The sequence below is a fragment of the Amycolatopsis sp. NPDC005961 genome (genome assembly GCF_040629235.1).
In the GTDB taxonomy this organism is placed as follows: domain Bacteria; phylum Actinomycetota; class Actinomycetes; order Mycobacteriales; family Pseudonocardiaceae; genus Amycolatopsis; species Amycolatopsis camponoti.
Genome location: NZ_JBEXVF010000015.1, coordinates 1 through 13,251, shown reverse-complemented (window position 1 = coordinate 13,251; position 13,251 = coordinate 1). Strand labels below are relative to the sequence as shown.

Here is a 13,251-nt window from a genome sequence, read left to right as displayed (position 1 = left end):
ACCCGGCGACGACGCCGTCTACCGCAGCTTCCGGAAGAACGCCCGGATATCCCCCACCAGCAGCTCCGGCGTCTCCATCGCCGCGAAGTGGCCGCCCTCGGCGAACTCCGACCAGTGCTCGATCTTCTCCTCCGGGTCCATGATCCGCCGCACCACCGGCGACGTGTTGAACACCGCCCAGCCCGCGGGCACCGCCGACGGCGCCAACCACCCGTGCCCGGAATGCGCGGCCTCGTAAAGGAACCGGGCCGCCGTCGCGCCGCTGCGCGTGAACCAGTACAGGCTGACCGTCGTCAACAGCCGGTCCCGCGAGATGCCCCGGCCCGTCCACGCCTGGAACTTCTCGGCGATCCACGCCAGCTGCCCGACGGGCGAATCGGTGAGGGCGGCCGCGATCGTCTCCGGCTTGTGCGACTGCAGGTCCAGGTACCCACGACCCGCCTTCCACGCCTCGCGGGCCGCGTCCAGTTCGGCCTGCTCGGCCTCGGTCAGGTTGTCCGGCAACGGAAGCTGCTCCCCCGCCAGCGCGATCGTGCCGCGGTCGCTAGTGACGTGCGTGCCGAGCACGCGGTCCGGGAACAGCGCGGCCAGCCGTCCGGTGACGCCCGCGCCGATGTCGCCGCCCTGGGCGGCGAAACGGTCGTACCCGAGGCGCGTCATCAGCTCCGCGAACGCGTCCGTCGTGCGGGCCAGCTCCCAGCCGGGCCCGCTCAACGGCGTCGAGAACCCGAAGCCCGGCAGCGAGGGCACCACGACGTGGAACGCGTCCGGGCCCGGCTCGGTCAGCGGCCCGATGACGTCCAGGAACTCGGCGAAGGTGCTCGGATAGCCGTGCGTGAGCAGCAGCGGGACGGCGTCCGGGTCCGCCGACCGGACGTGCAGGTAGTGGATCGTCTGGCCGTCGATCTCGGTCGTGAACTGCGGAAACGCGTTGATCGCCGCCTCCTGCGCGCGCCAGTCGAAGCCGTCGCGCCAGTACTCGGCCAGCTCCCGGACGTTCTCGGTCGGGATGCCGCGGGACCAGTCCGGGGCATCACCGGGCACGGGGTCGGCGAACCGGGCCTCGGTGAGGCGCCGGTGCAGGTCGTCGAGGTCGGTCTGCGGGATTTCGATGCGGAAGGAGTTCGTCATGAACAGCACGCTACGAACCATTGCGGAAGATTTTCTTCCGCAATTCGTGCGATCCTCGGGAAATGTTGCAGACCTCCGCCCGCCTGCTCCGGCTGCTGTCGCTGCTCGAGACCCGGCGCGACTGGACCGGCGCCGACCTCGCCGGGCGGCTGGGTGTCACCGCGCGCACCGTCCGCAGCGACATCGGGAAGCTGCGCGACCTCGGCTACCCGGTCGAGGCCTCCCCCGGCGTCCAAGGGGGCTACCGGCTCGGCGCGGGCGCGCAGCTGCCACCACTGCTGCTCGACGACGACGAGGCGGTGGCCGTCGCGATCGGGCTGCGGACGGCCACCGGCGTCGCCGGGATCGGCGAGACGTCGGTGCGCGCGCTCGCGAAGCTCGAGCAGGTGCTGCCGTCGCGGCTGCGGCACCGGGTGCACGGCCTGCAGGCCGCGACGGTCTCGGTCCCGGGCAGCGGCCCGTCGGTCGACGCCGACGTCCTCACGGCGATCGCCTCGGCCATCCGGGCCGGCGAACGGCTGCGGTTCGACTACACCAGCCACGACCGCGCGGCCAGCCGCCGGGACGTCGAGCCGCACCGGCTGGTCAGCCTGAGCCGGCGCTGGTACCTCGTCGCGTGGGACACCGCGCGCGACGACTGGCGCACCTTCCGCGTCGACCGGATGACGCCCCGGGTGCCGAACGGTCCGCGCTTCGCCCCGCGCGAGCCGCCGGAGGGCGACGTCGCGCAGTTCGTCCAGCACAGCGTGGGCGCGGCGACCTGGCGCTACCACGCGAAGGTCCGGCTGCACGCGCCCGCGGAGTACGTCCGCGCCCGGCTGCCGCTCGCGGTCGAGCTGACGCCCGAGGGGCCGGACCGCTGCGTCGCCGCGGTCGGCTCGGACAGCGCGGCCATGCTCGCGCTGTACCTCGGGCTCCTCGAAGTGGACTTCGGGGTCCTCGACGCGCCGGAGCTGGCCGCCGAGCTGGCCAGGACGGGTGAACGGTTCCTGCGGGCTAGCGCAGGGAGTTCGCCAGCTCCTCGATGATGACCATCTGCTCCCGCACGCCGACCTCCATGCCGGACTCGAGGATCATGTCGCGCAGCTCCTTGCTGCCGGTCACGGTCAGCAGCTCCAGGCGCGTGCGGTCGCCGTCGAGGGCGGTGAAGGTGGCCGTGTTGAGCGGCCCGTCGACGGAGTCGAGGTCGACGCCCGGCATCTCGAACACCTCGGTGTAGACGATCTTCTCGTCCGGCACGACCTCCCGGTACTCCCCGTGGAAGCCGACCTCGGCGCCGTCGTTCGTCTCCAGCACGTACCGCCAGCGGCCGCCGGGCCGCAGGTCCATCTCGACCTTCGTGGTCGTCCCGCGCTGCCCGGCCCACCACCGCTTCACCAGCTCCGGCGTCGTCCACGCGCGGTAGACCAGGTGCCGGGGCGCGGCGAACTCGCGCGTGATGAGGATCCGGTCGTCGGCCGGGGTCGTGATCTCCATGTCACCGCTCCTGTTCCTTGAGTTCTTCGAGGACGTCGTCCAGCAGCTCGAAGCGTTCCGACCAGGTCCGCTCGTAGCGCTTGACCCAGTCGTGGATGGGCTTGAGCGCGGGGCCGTTGAGCCGGTAGAGCCGCTGACGGCCGTCACCGCGCACGTCCACCGCACCCACCTCCCGCAGGACGCGCAGGTGCTTCGACACCTGCGGCTGGGCCAGGCCGAGCGCGTCGACGAGGTCGCCGACGGACCGCTCGCCGTCCATGAGGACGTCGAGGATCTGCCGCCGCCGGGGCTCGGCGACGGCGTTGAAGGTGTCCGCCGTTGTCGCTGCTCGTGCCACGGGAGCATCATATGCCCATATGGGTATGCGTCAAGAGCCCGCATCCTGGGCACGCTGGGCTGCGGCGCCGCCGTCTGCCACGATCGGCCCATGACCTCCCGGGGCGAAGGTCCACAGAGGACGGACGCGCGCGGCGCCCGGCGGAGTGCCAGCGCGAGCGCCGTCCTGCGGGCGATCCTCGACGACGGCCCGATCGCGCGCAGCACCATCGCGCGGCGCACCGGGCTGTCCGCCGCGGCCGTCACCGGGCACACGGCCGAGCTGCTGCACCGCGGGCTCCTGCGCGAACTCCCGGGAGCCGGACGGCGAAGCGTCGGGCGGCCGCACGTGCCCGTCGACCTCGACACCGCGCGGCACGTCGCCGGCGCGCTGCACCTGGCCGTGCACCACGCCACCGTCGCGCTGCTCGACCTGCGCGGGAACGTCCTGGTGCAGCACGAAGAACCGCACGACGGCCTGGCCGCCGAAGACCTCCTCGCCCGTGCCGCCGAGATCCTCGACGACCTGCTGCTCGGGCACGCCCCGGACCGCGAGCCGCTCGGCCTGGGTGTCGCCACCGGCGGCTGGGTCGACCGCGCGTCCGGCACCGTGGTCGACCACCCGCTGCTGGACTGGAAGAACGTGCCCGTGCGCGACCTGCTGGCCGAGAGCACCGGGCTGGCCGTCGAGGTGGACGGGCACGCGCGCGCCCTCGTCCACGCCGAACGTCTTTTCGGCCACCCGAAGGCGCGCGAGAGCGTCGTGCAACTGTTCGCCGGCAACGTCGTCGACGCCGCGTTCGCGACCGGCGCCACCGTGCACCACGGGCCGCGCTCGGCCGCCGGGGCCGTGGCGCACCTGCCGGTGGACGACAGCGCCGAGCCGTGCCGCTGCGGGCGCACCGGCTGCCTCGAAGCCACGGTTTCGGAAGCGACGCTCGCCCGCAGAGCCGGCGTGCCCTTTCCGGAACTGCTCGCTCTCGCGACGGCCGGGGAAACCGCGGCGGTGCGGATGTTCCACGACCGCGCCCGGTTGATCGGGCAGGCGGCGGCATTGCTGCTCGACGTGCTCAACCCGGCCGTGCTCGTGGTGGTCGACCGGAGTGTAGCCCAGGTGCCCGGCTGCCTTCCCGCCATCCGGGACGAGGTCCGCGAGCGCTCGCGAGGATGCGCCGACCCGGTGGAAACCGTTGTGCCGACGAGCTTCCCGGGCGCGGAGCTGGCGACGGCCGGCGGCGCGGTGCTCCTCGACGTCCTCTACGACGATCCGCTCGGCCCACTGCTGTCCGGGTTGCCGCGCGCCTCGTGAACCACCCGAGTTATTTCACGAACTCGCAAAATTGACCGTCCGCTCGGCCGCCCCGAACAATCGAGGCATCCCCGCCGACTCCCGGAACGGACGAAACCACCGTGAAGAAAACCTTGCCCCTCTTGGCCGCCGCCGCGGTGCTGCTCGCCGGGTGCGCGTCGGCCACCGCGACCGGGACACCCGGCCAGCCCGAAAAACTCGAGCTGCGCTACCAGGGCAGCGCGAACTCCGTGACCCTGCCCGAGCTCGCCGAGGACCTGGGCTACTTCGGCCCGGTCAAGCTGAAGTGGGTCGGCAACACGATCAGCGGCCCGCAGGACATCCAGTCCGCCGCCACCGACCAGACCGACTTCGGCGGCGCCTTCACCGGCGCGGTGGTCAAGCTGGTCGAAGCCGGCGCCCCGGTCAAGGCGGTCGTCAACTACTACGGCTCCGACGACAAGGCGTTCATCGGGTACTACACCAAAGAGGACAGTCCGATCCGGACCGCCCGTGACCTGATCGGCAAGAAGGTCGGCGTCAACACCGCCGGCGCCAACCTGGAGGCGGCGCTCGACACCTGGCTGAAGAACCAGGGGCTCTCCGGTGACGAGATCAAGCAGGTCCAGCTCGTCGTCATCCCGCCGGTGAACGCCGAGCAGGCCCTGCGCAACGGCCAGCTCGACGTCGTCGCACTGCAGGGCATCCTGCAGGACCACGCTCTCGCGGCCGGCGGCGTCCGCTCGCTCTTCAGCGACGTCCAGGCCTTCGGTCCCTACAACGGCGGCCCGTACGTGCTGCGCACCGACTTCATCAAGAAGTACCCGGAGACCACGAAGATCTTCGTCTCCGCGGTGGCCAGGGCGATCGAGTGGGAGCGCACCACCCCGCGCGAGCAGGTGATCGCCCGCTTCACCAAGATCATCGAAGCCCGTGGCCGCAACGAGAACACCGGCACCCTCAAGTACTGGAAGAGCGTCGGCGTCACCCGCGGCGGCCTCATCGGCGACCAGGACTACACGCTCTGGCAGCCGTGGCTGAAGGAGCAGCGCTACATCAAGGGCGACAAGATCGACACCTCGAAGCTCTACACCAACGAGTTCAACCCCTACCGTGCCGGTGCCCCGGCGGTGACCAGGTGATCGGCATCCGTTCGGTGACCAAGACCTTCGGCGCGCTCACCGCCCTCGACGACGTCTCCCTCGACGTCGCCGACGGCACGTTCCTCTCCCTCGTCGGGCCGAGCGGCTCCGGCAAGTCGACGCTGCTCGACCTGCTCGGCGGGCTCACCACCCCGACGTCCGGCGAGGTGCTCATCGACGGCGAACCGGTGCGCGGCCCGGGACTCGACCGCGGGGTCGTCTTCCAGCAGTACGCGCTGTTCCCGTGGCGCACCGCCCGCGCCAACGTCGAGTTCGGCCTCGAAGGTGGGCCCCTCGGCAAGCGGCACCGGGCCGAGCGGGCGCGCGAATACCTCGCACTGGTCGGGCTTTCCGGGTTCGAGGACCGCTACCCGCACGAGCTGTCCGGCGGGATGAAGCAGCGGGTCGCGATCGCCCGCAGCCTCGCCTACGACCCCGCCGTGCTGCTGATGGACGAGCCGTTCGCCGCCCTCGACGCGCAGACCCGCGAGCAGCTGCAGGACGAGCTGCTGCGGATCTGGCGCCGCACCGGCAAGACGATCGTCTTCATCACCCACGGCATCGACGAAGCCGTCTACCTCGGCCAGCGGGTGGCCGTGCTGACCTCGCGACCCGGGCGGCTCAAGGCCGTCGTGGACATCGACCTCGGCGACCGCGCCGGTGACGTCCGCTCCGACCCGGCGTTCGGGCGGCAGCGCCACCGGCTCTGGGAACTGCTGCACGACGAGGTCCGCAAGGCGGCCGAACACGAACGGAGCGCGGCCGGATGACCACCACCCTCGAGAAGCCATCCGTCCACATCGGACCTGCGAGTCCGCCGGCGAAGCCGCGGCGGTGGCGCAAGCGACTCACCCGGGCGGTCCACGCGTCCGCCGCGATCGCGCTGTTCGTGGCGCTGTGGGAGCTGGTCCCCCGGTTCGTCCTCGACGAGGGCACCCGGACCTTCCTGCCGCCGCTGTCGGAAGACCTCCGAGCGCTCTGGGACCTCGCGCTCGACGGCGAGCTGGCCGACCACCTGCTCGCCAGCGTCGGCCGCTCGGCCGCCGGCTTTGCCGTGGCCGTCGCGGCCGCCGTGCCGCTCGGGCTGCTGATCGGCTGGTACCGGCCGGTCGCGCGGTTCCTGCAGCCCCTGCTGGAACTGGCCCGCAACACCGCCGCGCTGGCCCTGCTCCCGGTGTTCACGCTGCTGCTGGGCATCGGCGAGCTGTCCAAGGTCACGCTCGTGGTGTACGCCTGCGTGTGGCCGGTGCTGCTCAACACGATCGCCGGCGTCAACACCGTCGACCCGCTGCTGGTCAAGGCGGCCCGCTCGCTCGGGCTGTCCAGTCCGCGGCTGTTCCGGAAGGTGATCCTGCCGTCGGCGGTGCCGACGGTGTTCACCGGCATCCGGATGGCGGCGTCCTACTCGATCCTGGTGCTGGTGGCCGCCGAGATGGTCGGCGCGAAGGCCGGGCTCGGTTACCTGATCAACACCAGCCAGGTGAACTTCCAGATCCAGCAGATGTACGCCGGGATCATCGCGGTCTCGCTGCTCGGCGTGCTCGTCAACGCCGGCTTCGTCGCCCTCGAACGGCGGTTTTCCACCTGGCGCCCCAAGGAGAAGCCATGATGCACCTCAACGCGTTCGTGATGCCGAACGGCCACCACGAAGCCGCCTGGCGGCACCCGTCCACCGACCCGCACCGGGCCCGGACGCTGCAGCACTACGTCGACATCGCCCGGACCGCCGAGCGCGGCAAGCTCGACTCGCTGTTCCTCGCCGACGGTGTCGCGCTGTGGGGCAACGTCAAGCACAACTCCCACAGCCACTTCGAGCCGTTGACGCTGCTGTCCGCCCTGGCCGCCAGCACGGTCCACATCGGACTCATCGCCACGGCGTCGACGACCTACAACGAGCCCTACCACCTGGCGCGCAAGTTCGCCTCGCTCGACCACCTCTCCGGCGGCCGCGCGGGCTGGAACATCGTCACGTCGGCGGGCATCGACGAGGCCCGGAACTTCAACCTGGCCAAGCGACCCGCGCACGCGGCCCGCTACGACCGGGCCGAGGAGTTCGTCGAGGTCGTCAAGAAGCTGTGGGACAGCTGGGACGACGACGCCGCGCTCGTCGACCGCGCGACCGGCGTCTACGCGGACACCGACCGGATCCGCCCGATCGCGCACGACGGCGAGCACTTCCAGGTCGGCGGGCCGCTCAACATCGAACGCCCGCCCCAGGGGTACCCGCTGCTGGTGCAGGCGGGCTCGTCCGAAACCGGCAAGGAGTACGCGGCCCGCCACGCCGAAGCCGTCTTCACCGCTCAGCAGACTTTTCCCGAGGGCAAGGCGTTCTACGACGACGTCAAGGGCCGGCTCGCGAAGTACGGCCGGTCGCCGGAGGAGATCAAGATCCTCCCCGGCATCTCGCCGATCCTCGGCCGCACCGAGGCCGAAGCCCGCGAGCGCGAGGCCGAGCTGAACGCGCTGATCACGCCGGACTACGGGCTGCGGCAGCTGTCGAAGATGCTCGACCACGACGTCACCGGCTACCCGCTGGACGGCCCGCTGCCCGACGTCGGCAGCTTCACCGAAGGCGGCCAGAGCCGGTTCGAGCTGGTCGTGGGCCTGGCCCGGCGCGAAGACCTGACCATCCGGCAGTTGCTCGAACGGCTGGCCGGCGGGCGCGGGCACCGCGTCTTCGCCGGGACGCCCGTCCAGGTCGCCGACGAGCTGGAGGCCTGGTTCACCGGCGGCGCGGCGGACGGCTTCAACGTCATGCCGCCCACCCTGCCCGGCGGGCTCGACGACTTCGTCGACCTCGTCGTCCCGGAACTGCAGCGGCGCGGGCTCTTCCGCACCGAGTACTCCGGCACCACCCTGCGCGAGCACTACGGCCTCGCGCGTCCCGTCAACCGCAACCGAGTCAAGGAGCCCGCATGACCGCGATCAGCATTGACGTCCGCAAGATCACCGGGAGGATCGGCGCCGAGATCATCGGCCTCGACCCCGCCGGAGATCTCGACGCCGCCCAGGTGGCCTTCCTCACCGACGCCCTGTACGAGCACAAAGCGCTGGTGTTCCGCAACACCGAGCTCGACGACGAGGGCCAGCAGCGGTTCGCCGCCCGCTTCGGCGAGCTGACCAAGGCGCACCCGACCGTACCCGCGGCCGAAGGCGCGCCGACGATCCTGCCGGTCGACAGCGAGCTGGGCCGGGCCAACCACTGGCACACCGACGTCACGTTCGTGCTCAACCCGCCGAAAGCCAGCACGCTGCGCAGCCTCGTGGTGCCGCCCTACGGCGGGGAGACGCTGATCGCGAACGCGGCCGCGGCCTACCGGGACCTGCCGGAGCCGCTGCGGGCGTTCGCGGACACGTTGCGGGCGGTGCACACCAACGACTACGACTACGTCCAGCCGCCGGAGACGGTGGACGAGCGGGAGCAGGCACGGCGGGCCCAGTTCGTCTCGCGCAAGTACCGGACCGTGCACCCGGTGGTGCGGGTGCACCCGGTGACCGGCGAGCGCGGCCTGTTCATCGGCGGGTTCGCGCAGCGGATCGAGGGGCTGTCGGTGAGCGAGTCCCGTGATCTGCTGCGGCTGCTGCAGTCCTACGTGACGCGACCGGAGAACATCGTGCGCGTCGCGTGGGAGCCGAACCAGCTCGTGCTGTTCGACAACCGCATCACGCAGCACTACGCGATCGACAACTACGACGGCCTGCCGCGGCGCCTGAACCGCGTGACGGTGGCCGGCGACGTCCCGGCGGGCATCGACGGACGGCCGAGCGAGTCGCGGGAAGGGGACGCCTCGCACTACACCTCGGTGGCGTGACCCGGGCGCGGGACGGGCGTGCGCTCAGCGCCCGTTCCGCTCCATCGCGCGAAAGTAGTCCCAGGCCCGGCTGACCAGCGCGGGGTGCGTCCGCAGGTCGATCGCCGTGCGGGCCAGCGCGGCCGCCGAGGCCAGCATCGCCGACCGGCCGCGTTCGCCGGCCGACGCGGCCGCGAACTCTTCCGTGTGCACCGCGTGCTCTTCCGCCGCGATCGCCACGAACGGGTGGATCGCCGGGACCCGGACGCTCACGTCCCCGATGTCCGATGAACCCGGGTACACCCCCGGCGTGGGTGGCGTCGCGTGGATCCCGCGCGCCGCCAGGTGTTCGGTGAACCGCTCCGACAGCACCGGGTTGTCGCGGAAGTGCGCGAACCCGCGCCCGAGGCGTTCGACGTCGACCTTCGCGCCGGTCGCCAGCGCCGCGCCCTCGGCGCAGGCGCCGACGTCCTCGGCCAGGCGGTCCAGCGCCGCGGTCGTCAGCGCTCGGAGCCCGAAGCGGCCTTCGGCGCGGTCGGGGACGATGTTCGTCGCCTCGCCGCCGTGGGTGATGATGCCCTGGACGTGGGAGCTCGCGGGCAGCCGCTGGCGCAGGGCCGCGACCGCGCCGAACGCCTGGATCAGCGCAGCGAGGGCGTCGATGCCCTGGCCGGGGTCGCCGGCCGGGTGCGCCGCGCGGCCGTGGAAGGTCACCTTCAGCTCAACCTGCGCGGTCAGCGGTGCCCACGACCACGAGTGGACGCCGGGGTGGACCGTCAGGGCCGCGTCGACGTCGTCGAAGACGCCGGCCTCGGCCAAGGCGACCTTGCCGCCGCCGCGTTCTTCGGCGGGGCAGCCCACGGCGAGCAGCGACCCCGGGCTGTCGGCCAGGATCTCCTTGGCGGCCAGGGCGGCGCCGAGCCCGGCCGCGGCGATCAGGTTGTGCCCGCACGCGTGGCCGAGCCCGGGCAGCGCGTCGTACTCCAGCAGCAGCGCGACGCACGGCCGCCCGGTCCCGGCCCGCGCGACGAACGCCGTGGGCAGGCCGCCGACACCGGTCTCGATCTCGAAGCCGTCCGCGGCCAGCTCGGTGGTCAGGCGCTCGGCGGCCGCGTGTTCCTCATAGGACAGTTCCGGCCGCTCGTGCAGTGCGGTGGCCACCGCCCACAGCCGTTCGTCCAGCCGCTCGATCCGCTCGTCCGCCCGCTCATGCAGTTCTTCGTGCCACTCCATGCCCACCGGCCTACCCCCACCACGCACGGTCACGCCACCGTCAGTCTTTCACAGGTCGCGGGGCTAGGCCTTCGCGCTCTTCAGCGCCAGCGGGTTCTTCGGCGCGGCCGAGCGGGCGTCGATCATCCGCTGCCCCAGCTCCTGCAGCCGCTTGCGGCCCATCGCGGAGCGGACCTCGGGGAACCACTCGTCCTCTTCCTCTTCGACGTGGTGGCGGACGTTCTCCGTCAGCACCGTGACCTTCGCGTCGAACGTCTCGTGGTGCGGGTCGAGGTCGACCAGCTCGGAAAGCATCCACACCACCACGTGGTGCTCCTCGACGCTCTCCAGGACGTGATCCTTGGTCTCCGGCACGGCCTCGCGCGCGGCCGGGTAGAAGATCTCCTCTTCGATGTACGCGTGGACCGTCAGCTCTTCGATGATCGCGTCGGCGATGCGGCGCTTCTCGCGGTACGCCTCGTCCCCCGCCTTCTCGAACTCCTTGAACAGCTTCTCGACGGTCTTGTGGTCGTTCTTCAGCAGCACGATCGCGTCGGTCGACATCGGTTTCCTCACGGTGTGGCCAGGTCCCGCAGGGCGACCTGGGAGTTCTCCAGTTCCTTCGTCATCAGCAGGGCGATGGTGCCGGCGTGGGCCAGCGCCCGGCCGACGTTCCCCACCGAGTCCCACGTCGCCGCGACGCCGTCGTCGGCGACGCGGCCGGCCAGCAGGCCCTCCTCGAGCCGGTCCTGGAGGGCGGGCAGCAGGTGGGTCAGGTCGTCCGCCAGCAGCCGCAGCGAGCCGAGCACGCGGTACATCTCGGCCGGGGAGTCGATCTCGCCGTCGCCGACGCAGCGGGACAACCTGCGCACGGTGGCCCCGGCGTCGGCGGCCAGCAGCGACGGTGAAGCGGCGGTGCTCGGATCCATAGCCGCCCGGTTACCCGCTCGCCGGCAGGGGAAACGCCGTTTGCGCGGCACCCCGCCCGGGTATCCCACCGGCTCCCCCGATCCCCAGGAGAACACCGGTGAACGCAGACGTGCTGACCTTCGGCATCGAAGAGGAGTTCTTCGTCGTCGACCGGCGTGGCCACCTCTCCCAGGCCGGCGACGACGTCGTCGACGCCGCGGAAGCCGCGGCCGACGGGCGGGGCGAATTGCAGCACGAGCTCAACCTGTCCCAGGCGGAGGCCGCCACGGACGTCTGCAGCACGCACGCCGAAGCGCTGCGCCAGGTGAGCGGCCTGCGCGACGACCTCGCCCGCGCGGCCCGCGCCCGCGGCTACCGGCTGCTGCCCGCCGGCGCGCCCCCGCTGTCCGAAGTGGACCCGCCGCGCATCACGCCCAACCCGCGCTACCAGCGGATGGCCGAACACTTCGGCGCGACCGCGTGGACCTCGCTCACCTGCGGCTGCCACGTCCACGTCGCGATCCCCGGCAAGGAAAGCGGGATCCACGTCCTCAACAGCGTCCGGCCGTGGCTGCCGGCGCTGCTCACGATCACCGCGAACTCGGCCGTCGTCGACGGCTACGACACCGGCTACGCCAGCTGGCGCTACCACCAGTGGAGCCGGTGGCCTTCGGCCGGGCCGCCGCCGCGGTTCGCGTCGCTCGACGAGTACGAGAGCATCGTCGACGGCTGGCTGCGCTCGGGCGCGATCCTGGACCGCGGAATGGTCTACTGGGACGTCCGGCTGTCGGAAAAGCAGCCGACGCTCGAATTCCGCATCTCCGACGTCGCCGCCACGCCCGTGGAGGCGGTGCTGCTGGGAGTGCTGGCCCGCGGCCTCGTCGCGACGGCGCTGGCCGACGACGCCCGGCCGCCGGAGCTGTCGAACGAGGTGCTGCGCGGGCAGCTCTGGCGGGCGTCGAAGGAAGGGGTGACCGGCTCGTGCCCGCATCCGCGGACCGGCGACCTGCAGCCCTCGAAGACGGTGATCGGCGATCTGATCGAGCTGATCGCGCCCGCGCTGGAAGCGGCGGGGGATCTGGATTTCGCGCGGGAAACGACGGCCCGGCTCATCGCCGAAGGCGGCGGTTCCGACCGGCAACGGCGTGCGTTCGCGGAGAAGAACCGGGCGGAAGCCGTCGTGGACCTGCTGACCGGCGGCTAGAAGACGGGCCCGCCGAGGTCACCCAGCACCCGGAGCGCGCGCCCGGCGGCGTGGGAGCGGCCGGGGTCGACGACGAGGTGGACACCCGCGGCTTCCGCGTCCCGCTGGGCCTGCAGGAGCACTTCCAAGCCGGCGGAACCGAGGAACCCGACCTCGCCGAGGTCGACGCGCAGGACGGCCGGGCGGGCGCGCAGGTGCCCGGCCAGCGTGGCGCGCAACCGGGGTGCGGTGCGGCCGTCGATTTCGCCCGCCACCTCGACGACGATCGCGTCGGCGCTCTTGCAGCGGACCTCGGTGCGCAGGTCGGCGGGCGCGCGCGGCGCAGGCAGACGGTCGTGGGCCGTAGCCGTGCGGACCTCCCCCGGCCGGGAATAAGTCGTCATGAACGGAGAAGTACCCCTGGCGCGTCGAGCACCAAACAACGCCACGGCCCAGGCCCGTTTCCGGCGGCTTGAACCGGCTCCGGCGGGGTACCCGCCCCGGAAAGGATCCCGACGGAAGGCACCGCGATGACGTCCCAGGACCACACACAGGACCCGGCGAAGCCGGCGGAAGGCACCGGCGGCGAAGACCCGCACGGCGACACCTCGCAGGCCCAGCGCGAAACCCTGCGCGGTGAGCAGGGCACGTCGAGCGGCGACCAGCACGACGACAGCGACCCGCAGTCCGGCTGACCCGGTTCGGAACCCCCGGCGGCCGAGGTCGCGTTCGGTGCTCGACGACCGTCCGGCGAAGCGGCCGAGGCTCGGGTAGGAGCGGTATCGAGGTCGGCCGGAAGCATTC

The 13,251-nt window shown here is 71.9% G+C and carries 16 protein-coding genes; 9 read left to right on the top strand and 7 right to left on the bottom strand.

From position 1 onward, the window contains the following. Positions 1 to 18 precede the first annotated feature (18 nt). The gene (locus ABZ342_RS16140; RefSeq protein WP_360473657.1) at positions 19 to 1,140 is read right to left on the bottom strand and encodes an epoxide hydrolase family protein; all 1,122 of its coding nucleotides are present in this window, start codon (positions 1,138 to 1,140) and stop codon (positions 19 to 21) included. A gap of 53 nt (positions 1,141 to 1,193) precedes the next feature. Between ABZ342_RS16140 and ABZ342_RS16135 the strand changes: the two genes are divergently transcribed. Beyond that, positions 1,194 to 2,159, top strand: a complete 966-nt coding sequence (locus ABZ342_RS16135; protein ID WP_360473441.1) for a WYL domain-containing protein — start codon at positions 1,194 to 1,196, stop codon at positions 2,157 to 2,159. Here the strand turns inward: ABZ342_RS16135 and ABZ342_RS16130 are convergent. Together ABZ342_RS16130 and ABZ342_RS16125 are read right to left on the bottom strand one after the other, a co-directional pair. Then, the gene (locus tag ABZ342_RS16130) at positions 2,128 to 2,607 is read right to left on the bottom strand and encodes an SRPBCC family protein (protein ID WP_360473439.1); all 480 of its coding nucleotides are present in this window, start codon (positions 2,605 to 2,607) and stop codon (positions 2,128 to 2,130) included. The two genes, ABZ342_RS16135 and ABZ342_RS16130, sit on opposite strands and share 32 nt — an antisense overlap. Position 2,608: 1 nt before the next feature. Continuing rightward, positions 2,609 to 2,944: a metalloregulator ArsR/SmtB family transcription factor gene (locus ABZ342_RS16125; protein ID WP_360473437.1), complete on the bottom strand. Its 336-nt coding sequence runs from the start codon at positions 2,942 to 2,944 to the stop codon at positions 2,609 to 2,611. Positions 2,945 to 3,034: 90 nt separating this feature from the next. On the opposite strand from ABZ342_RS16125, the gene ABZ342_RS16120 reads away from it, so the two are divergent. The 6 genes from ABZ342_RS16120 (at position 3,035) to ABZ342_RS16095 (ending at position 9,164) form a co-directional block, all read left to right on the top strand. Next, complete coding sequence (locus tag ABZ342_RS16120; protein WP_360473435.1) at positions 3,035 to 4,231, top strand: ROK family transcriptional regulator; 1,197 nt, start codon at positions 3,035 to 3,037, stop codon at positions 4,229 to 4,231. Positions 4,232 to 4,332: 101 nt separating this feature from the next. Then, the gene (locus ABZ342_RS16115; protein WP_360473433.1) at positions 4,333 to 5,352 is read left to right on the top strand and encodes an ABC transporter substrate-binding protein; all 1,020 of its coding nucleotides are present in this window, start codon (positions 4,333 to 4,335) and stop codon (positions 5,350 to 5,352) included. Next, a complete protein-coding gene (locus tag ABZ342_RS16110) occupies positions 5,349 to 6,122 on the top strand; it encodes an ABC transporter ATP-binding protein (RefSeq protein ID WP_155543643.1) in 774 nt (257 codons plus the stop codon). The genes ABZ342_RS16115 and ABZ342_RS16110 overlap by 4 nt, the downstream gene beginning before the upstream one ends. After that, complete coding sequence (locus ABZ342_RS16105; protein ID WP_360473431.1) at positions 6,119 to 6,961, top strand: ABC transporter permease; 843 nt, start codon at positions 6,119 to 6,121, stop codon at positions 6,959 to 6,961. The genes ABZ342_RS16110 and ABZ342_RS16105 overlap by 4 nt, the downstream gene beginning before the upstream one ends. Then, positions 6,958 to 8,271, top strand: coding sequence for an LLM class flavin-dependent oxidoreductase (locus ABZ342_RS16100; protein ID WP_360473429.1), 1,314 nt, complete (start codon positions 6,958 to 6,960; stop codon positions 8,269 to 8,271). The genes ABZ342_RS16105 and ABZ342_RS16100 overlap by 4 nt, the downstream gene beginning before the upstream one ends. Continuing rightward, positions 8,268 to 9,164 carry a TauD/TfdA family dioxygenase gene (locus ABZ342_RS16095; RefSeq protein ID WP_360473427.1) on the top strand — a complete coding sequence of 299 codons (897 nt, stop codon included), beginning with the start codon at positions 8,268 to 8,270 and terminating at the stop codon, positions 9,162 to 9,164. Before ABZ342_RS16100 ends, ABZ342_RS16095 begins: the two co-directional genes overlap by 4 nt. 24 nt (positions 9,165 to 9,188) lie before the next feature. On the opposite strand, the gene ABZ342_RS16090 is transcribed toward ABZ342_RS16095, so the two are convergent. The 3 genes from ABZ342_RS16090 to ABZ342_RS16080 all read right to left on the bottom strand — a co-directional run bounded on the left by ABZ342_RS16090 (position 9,189) and on the right by ABZ342_RS16080 (position 11,284). After that, complete coding sequence (locus ABZ342_RS16090) at positions 9,189 to 10,376, bottom strand: amidohydrolase (protein WP_360473425.1); 1,188 nt, start codon at positions 10,374 to 10,376, stop codon at positions 9,189 to 9,191. A gap of 63 nt (positions 10,377 to 10,439) precedes the next feature. After that, on the bottom strand, positions 10,440 to 10,919 hold the full coding sequence (locus tag ABZ342_RS16085) for a hemerythrin domain-containing protein (protein WP_155543638.1): 480 nt from the start codon (positions 10,917 to 10,919) through the stop codon (positions 10,440 to 10,442). Between the two features lie 8 nt (positions 10,920 to 10,927). Beyond that, a complete protein-coding gene (locus ABZ342_RS16080; RefSeq protein ID WP_360473423.1) occupies positions 10,928 to 11,284 on the bottom strand; it encodes a hypothetical protein in 357 nt (118 codons plus the stop codon). 98 nt (positions 11,285 to 11,382) lie between these two features. On the opposite strand from ABZ342_RS16080, the gene ABZ342_RS16075 reads away from it, so the two are divergent. Beyond that, positions 11,383 to 12,468, top strand: a complete 1,086-nt coding sequence (locus ABZ342_RS16075; RefSeq protein ID WP_360473421.1) for a glutamate--cysteine ligase — start codon at positions 11,383 to 11,385, stop codon at positions 12,466 to 12,468. Here ABZ342_RS16075 and ABZ342_RS16070 read toward each other — a convergent pair. Beyond that, positions 12,465 to 12,851 (bottom strand): STAS domain-containing protein, encoded by a 387-nt coding sequence (locus ABZ342_RS16070; RefSeq protein ID WP_360473419.1) that lies wholly within the window; start codon positions 12,849 to 12,851, stop codon positions 12,465 to 12,467. The two genes, ABZ342_RS16075 and ABZ342_RS16070, sit on opposite strands and share 4 nt — an antisense overlap. A 126-nt stretch (positions 12,852 to 12,977) precedes the next feature. Between ABZ342_RS16070 and ABZ342_RS16065 the strand changes: the two genes are divergently transcribed. Continuing rightward, positions 12,978 to 13,142 (top strand): hypothetical protein, encoded by a 165-nt coding sequence (locus tag ABZ342_RS16065; protein WP_196425367.1) that lies wholly within the window; start codon positions 12,978 to 12,980, stop codon positions 13,140 to 13,142. Positions 13,143 to 13,251 lie beyond the last annotated feature (109 nt).

Excerpts from the sequence above, each read along its gene's own strand:
- ABZ342_RS16065 (WP_196425367.1), top strand. The coding sequence starts at position 12,978 with ATGACGTCCCAGGACCACACACAGGACCCGGCGAAGCCGGCGGAAGGC.
- ABZ342_RS16070 (WP_360473419.1), bottom strand. The coding sequence starts at position 12,851 with ATGACGACTTATTCCCGGCCGGGGGAGGTCCGCACGGCTACGGCCCAC.
- ABZ342_RS16085 (WP_155543638.1), bottom strand. The coding sequence starts at position 10,919 with ATGTCGACCGACGCGATCGTGCTGCTGAAGAACGACCACAAGACCGTC.
- ABZ342_RS16120 (WP_360473435.1), top strand. The coding sequence starts at position 3,035 with ATGACCTCCCGGGGCGAAGGTCCACAGAGGACGGACGCGCGCGGCGCC.
- ABZ342_RS16105 (WP_360473431.1), top strand. The coding sequence starts at position 6,119 with ATGACCACCACCCTCGAGAAGCCATCCGTCCACATCGGACCTGCGAGT.
- ABZ342_RS16135 (WP_360473441.1), top strand. The coding sequence starts at position 1,194 with ATGTTGCAGACCTCCGCCCGCCTGCTCCGGCTGCTGTCGCTGCTCGAG.
- ABZ342_RS16100 (WP_360473429.1), top strand. The coding sequence starts at position 6,958 with ATGATGCACCTCAACGCGTTCGTGATGCCGAACGGCCACCACGAAGCC.
- ABZ342_RS16130 (WP_360473439.1), bottom strand. The coding sequence starts at position 2,607 with ATGGAGATCACGACCCCGGCCGACGACCGGATCCTCATCACGCGCGAG.
- ABZ342_RS16095 (WP_360473427.1), top strand. The coding sequence starts at position 8,268 with ATGACCGCGATCAGCATTGACGTCCGCAAGATCACCGGGAGGATCGGC.
- ABZ342_RS16090 (WP_360473425.1), bottom strand. The coding sequence starts at position 10,376 with ATGGAGTGGCACGAAGAACTGCATGAGCGGGCGGACGAGCGGATCGAG.
- ABZ342_RS16080 (WP_360473423.1), bottom strand. The coding sequence starts at position 11,284 with ATGGATCCGAGCACCGCCGCTTCACCGTCGCTGCTGGCCGCCGACGCC.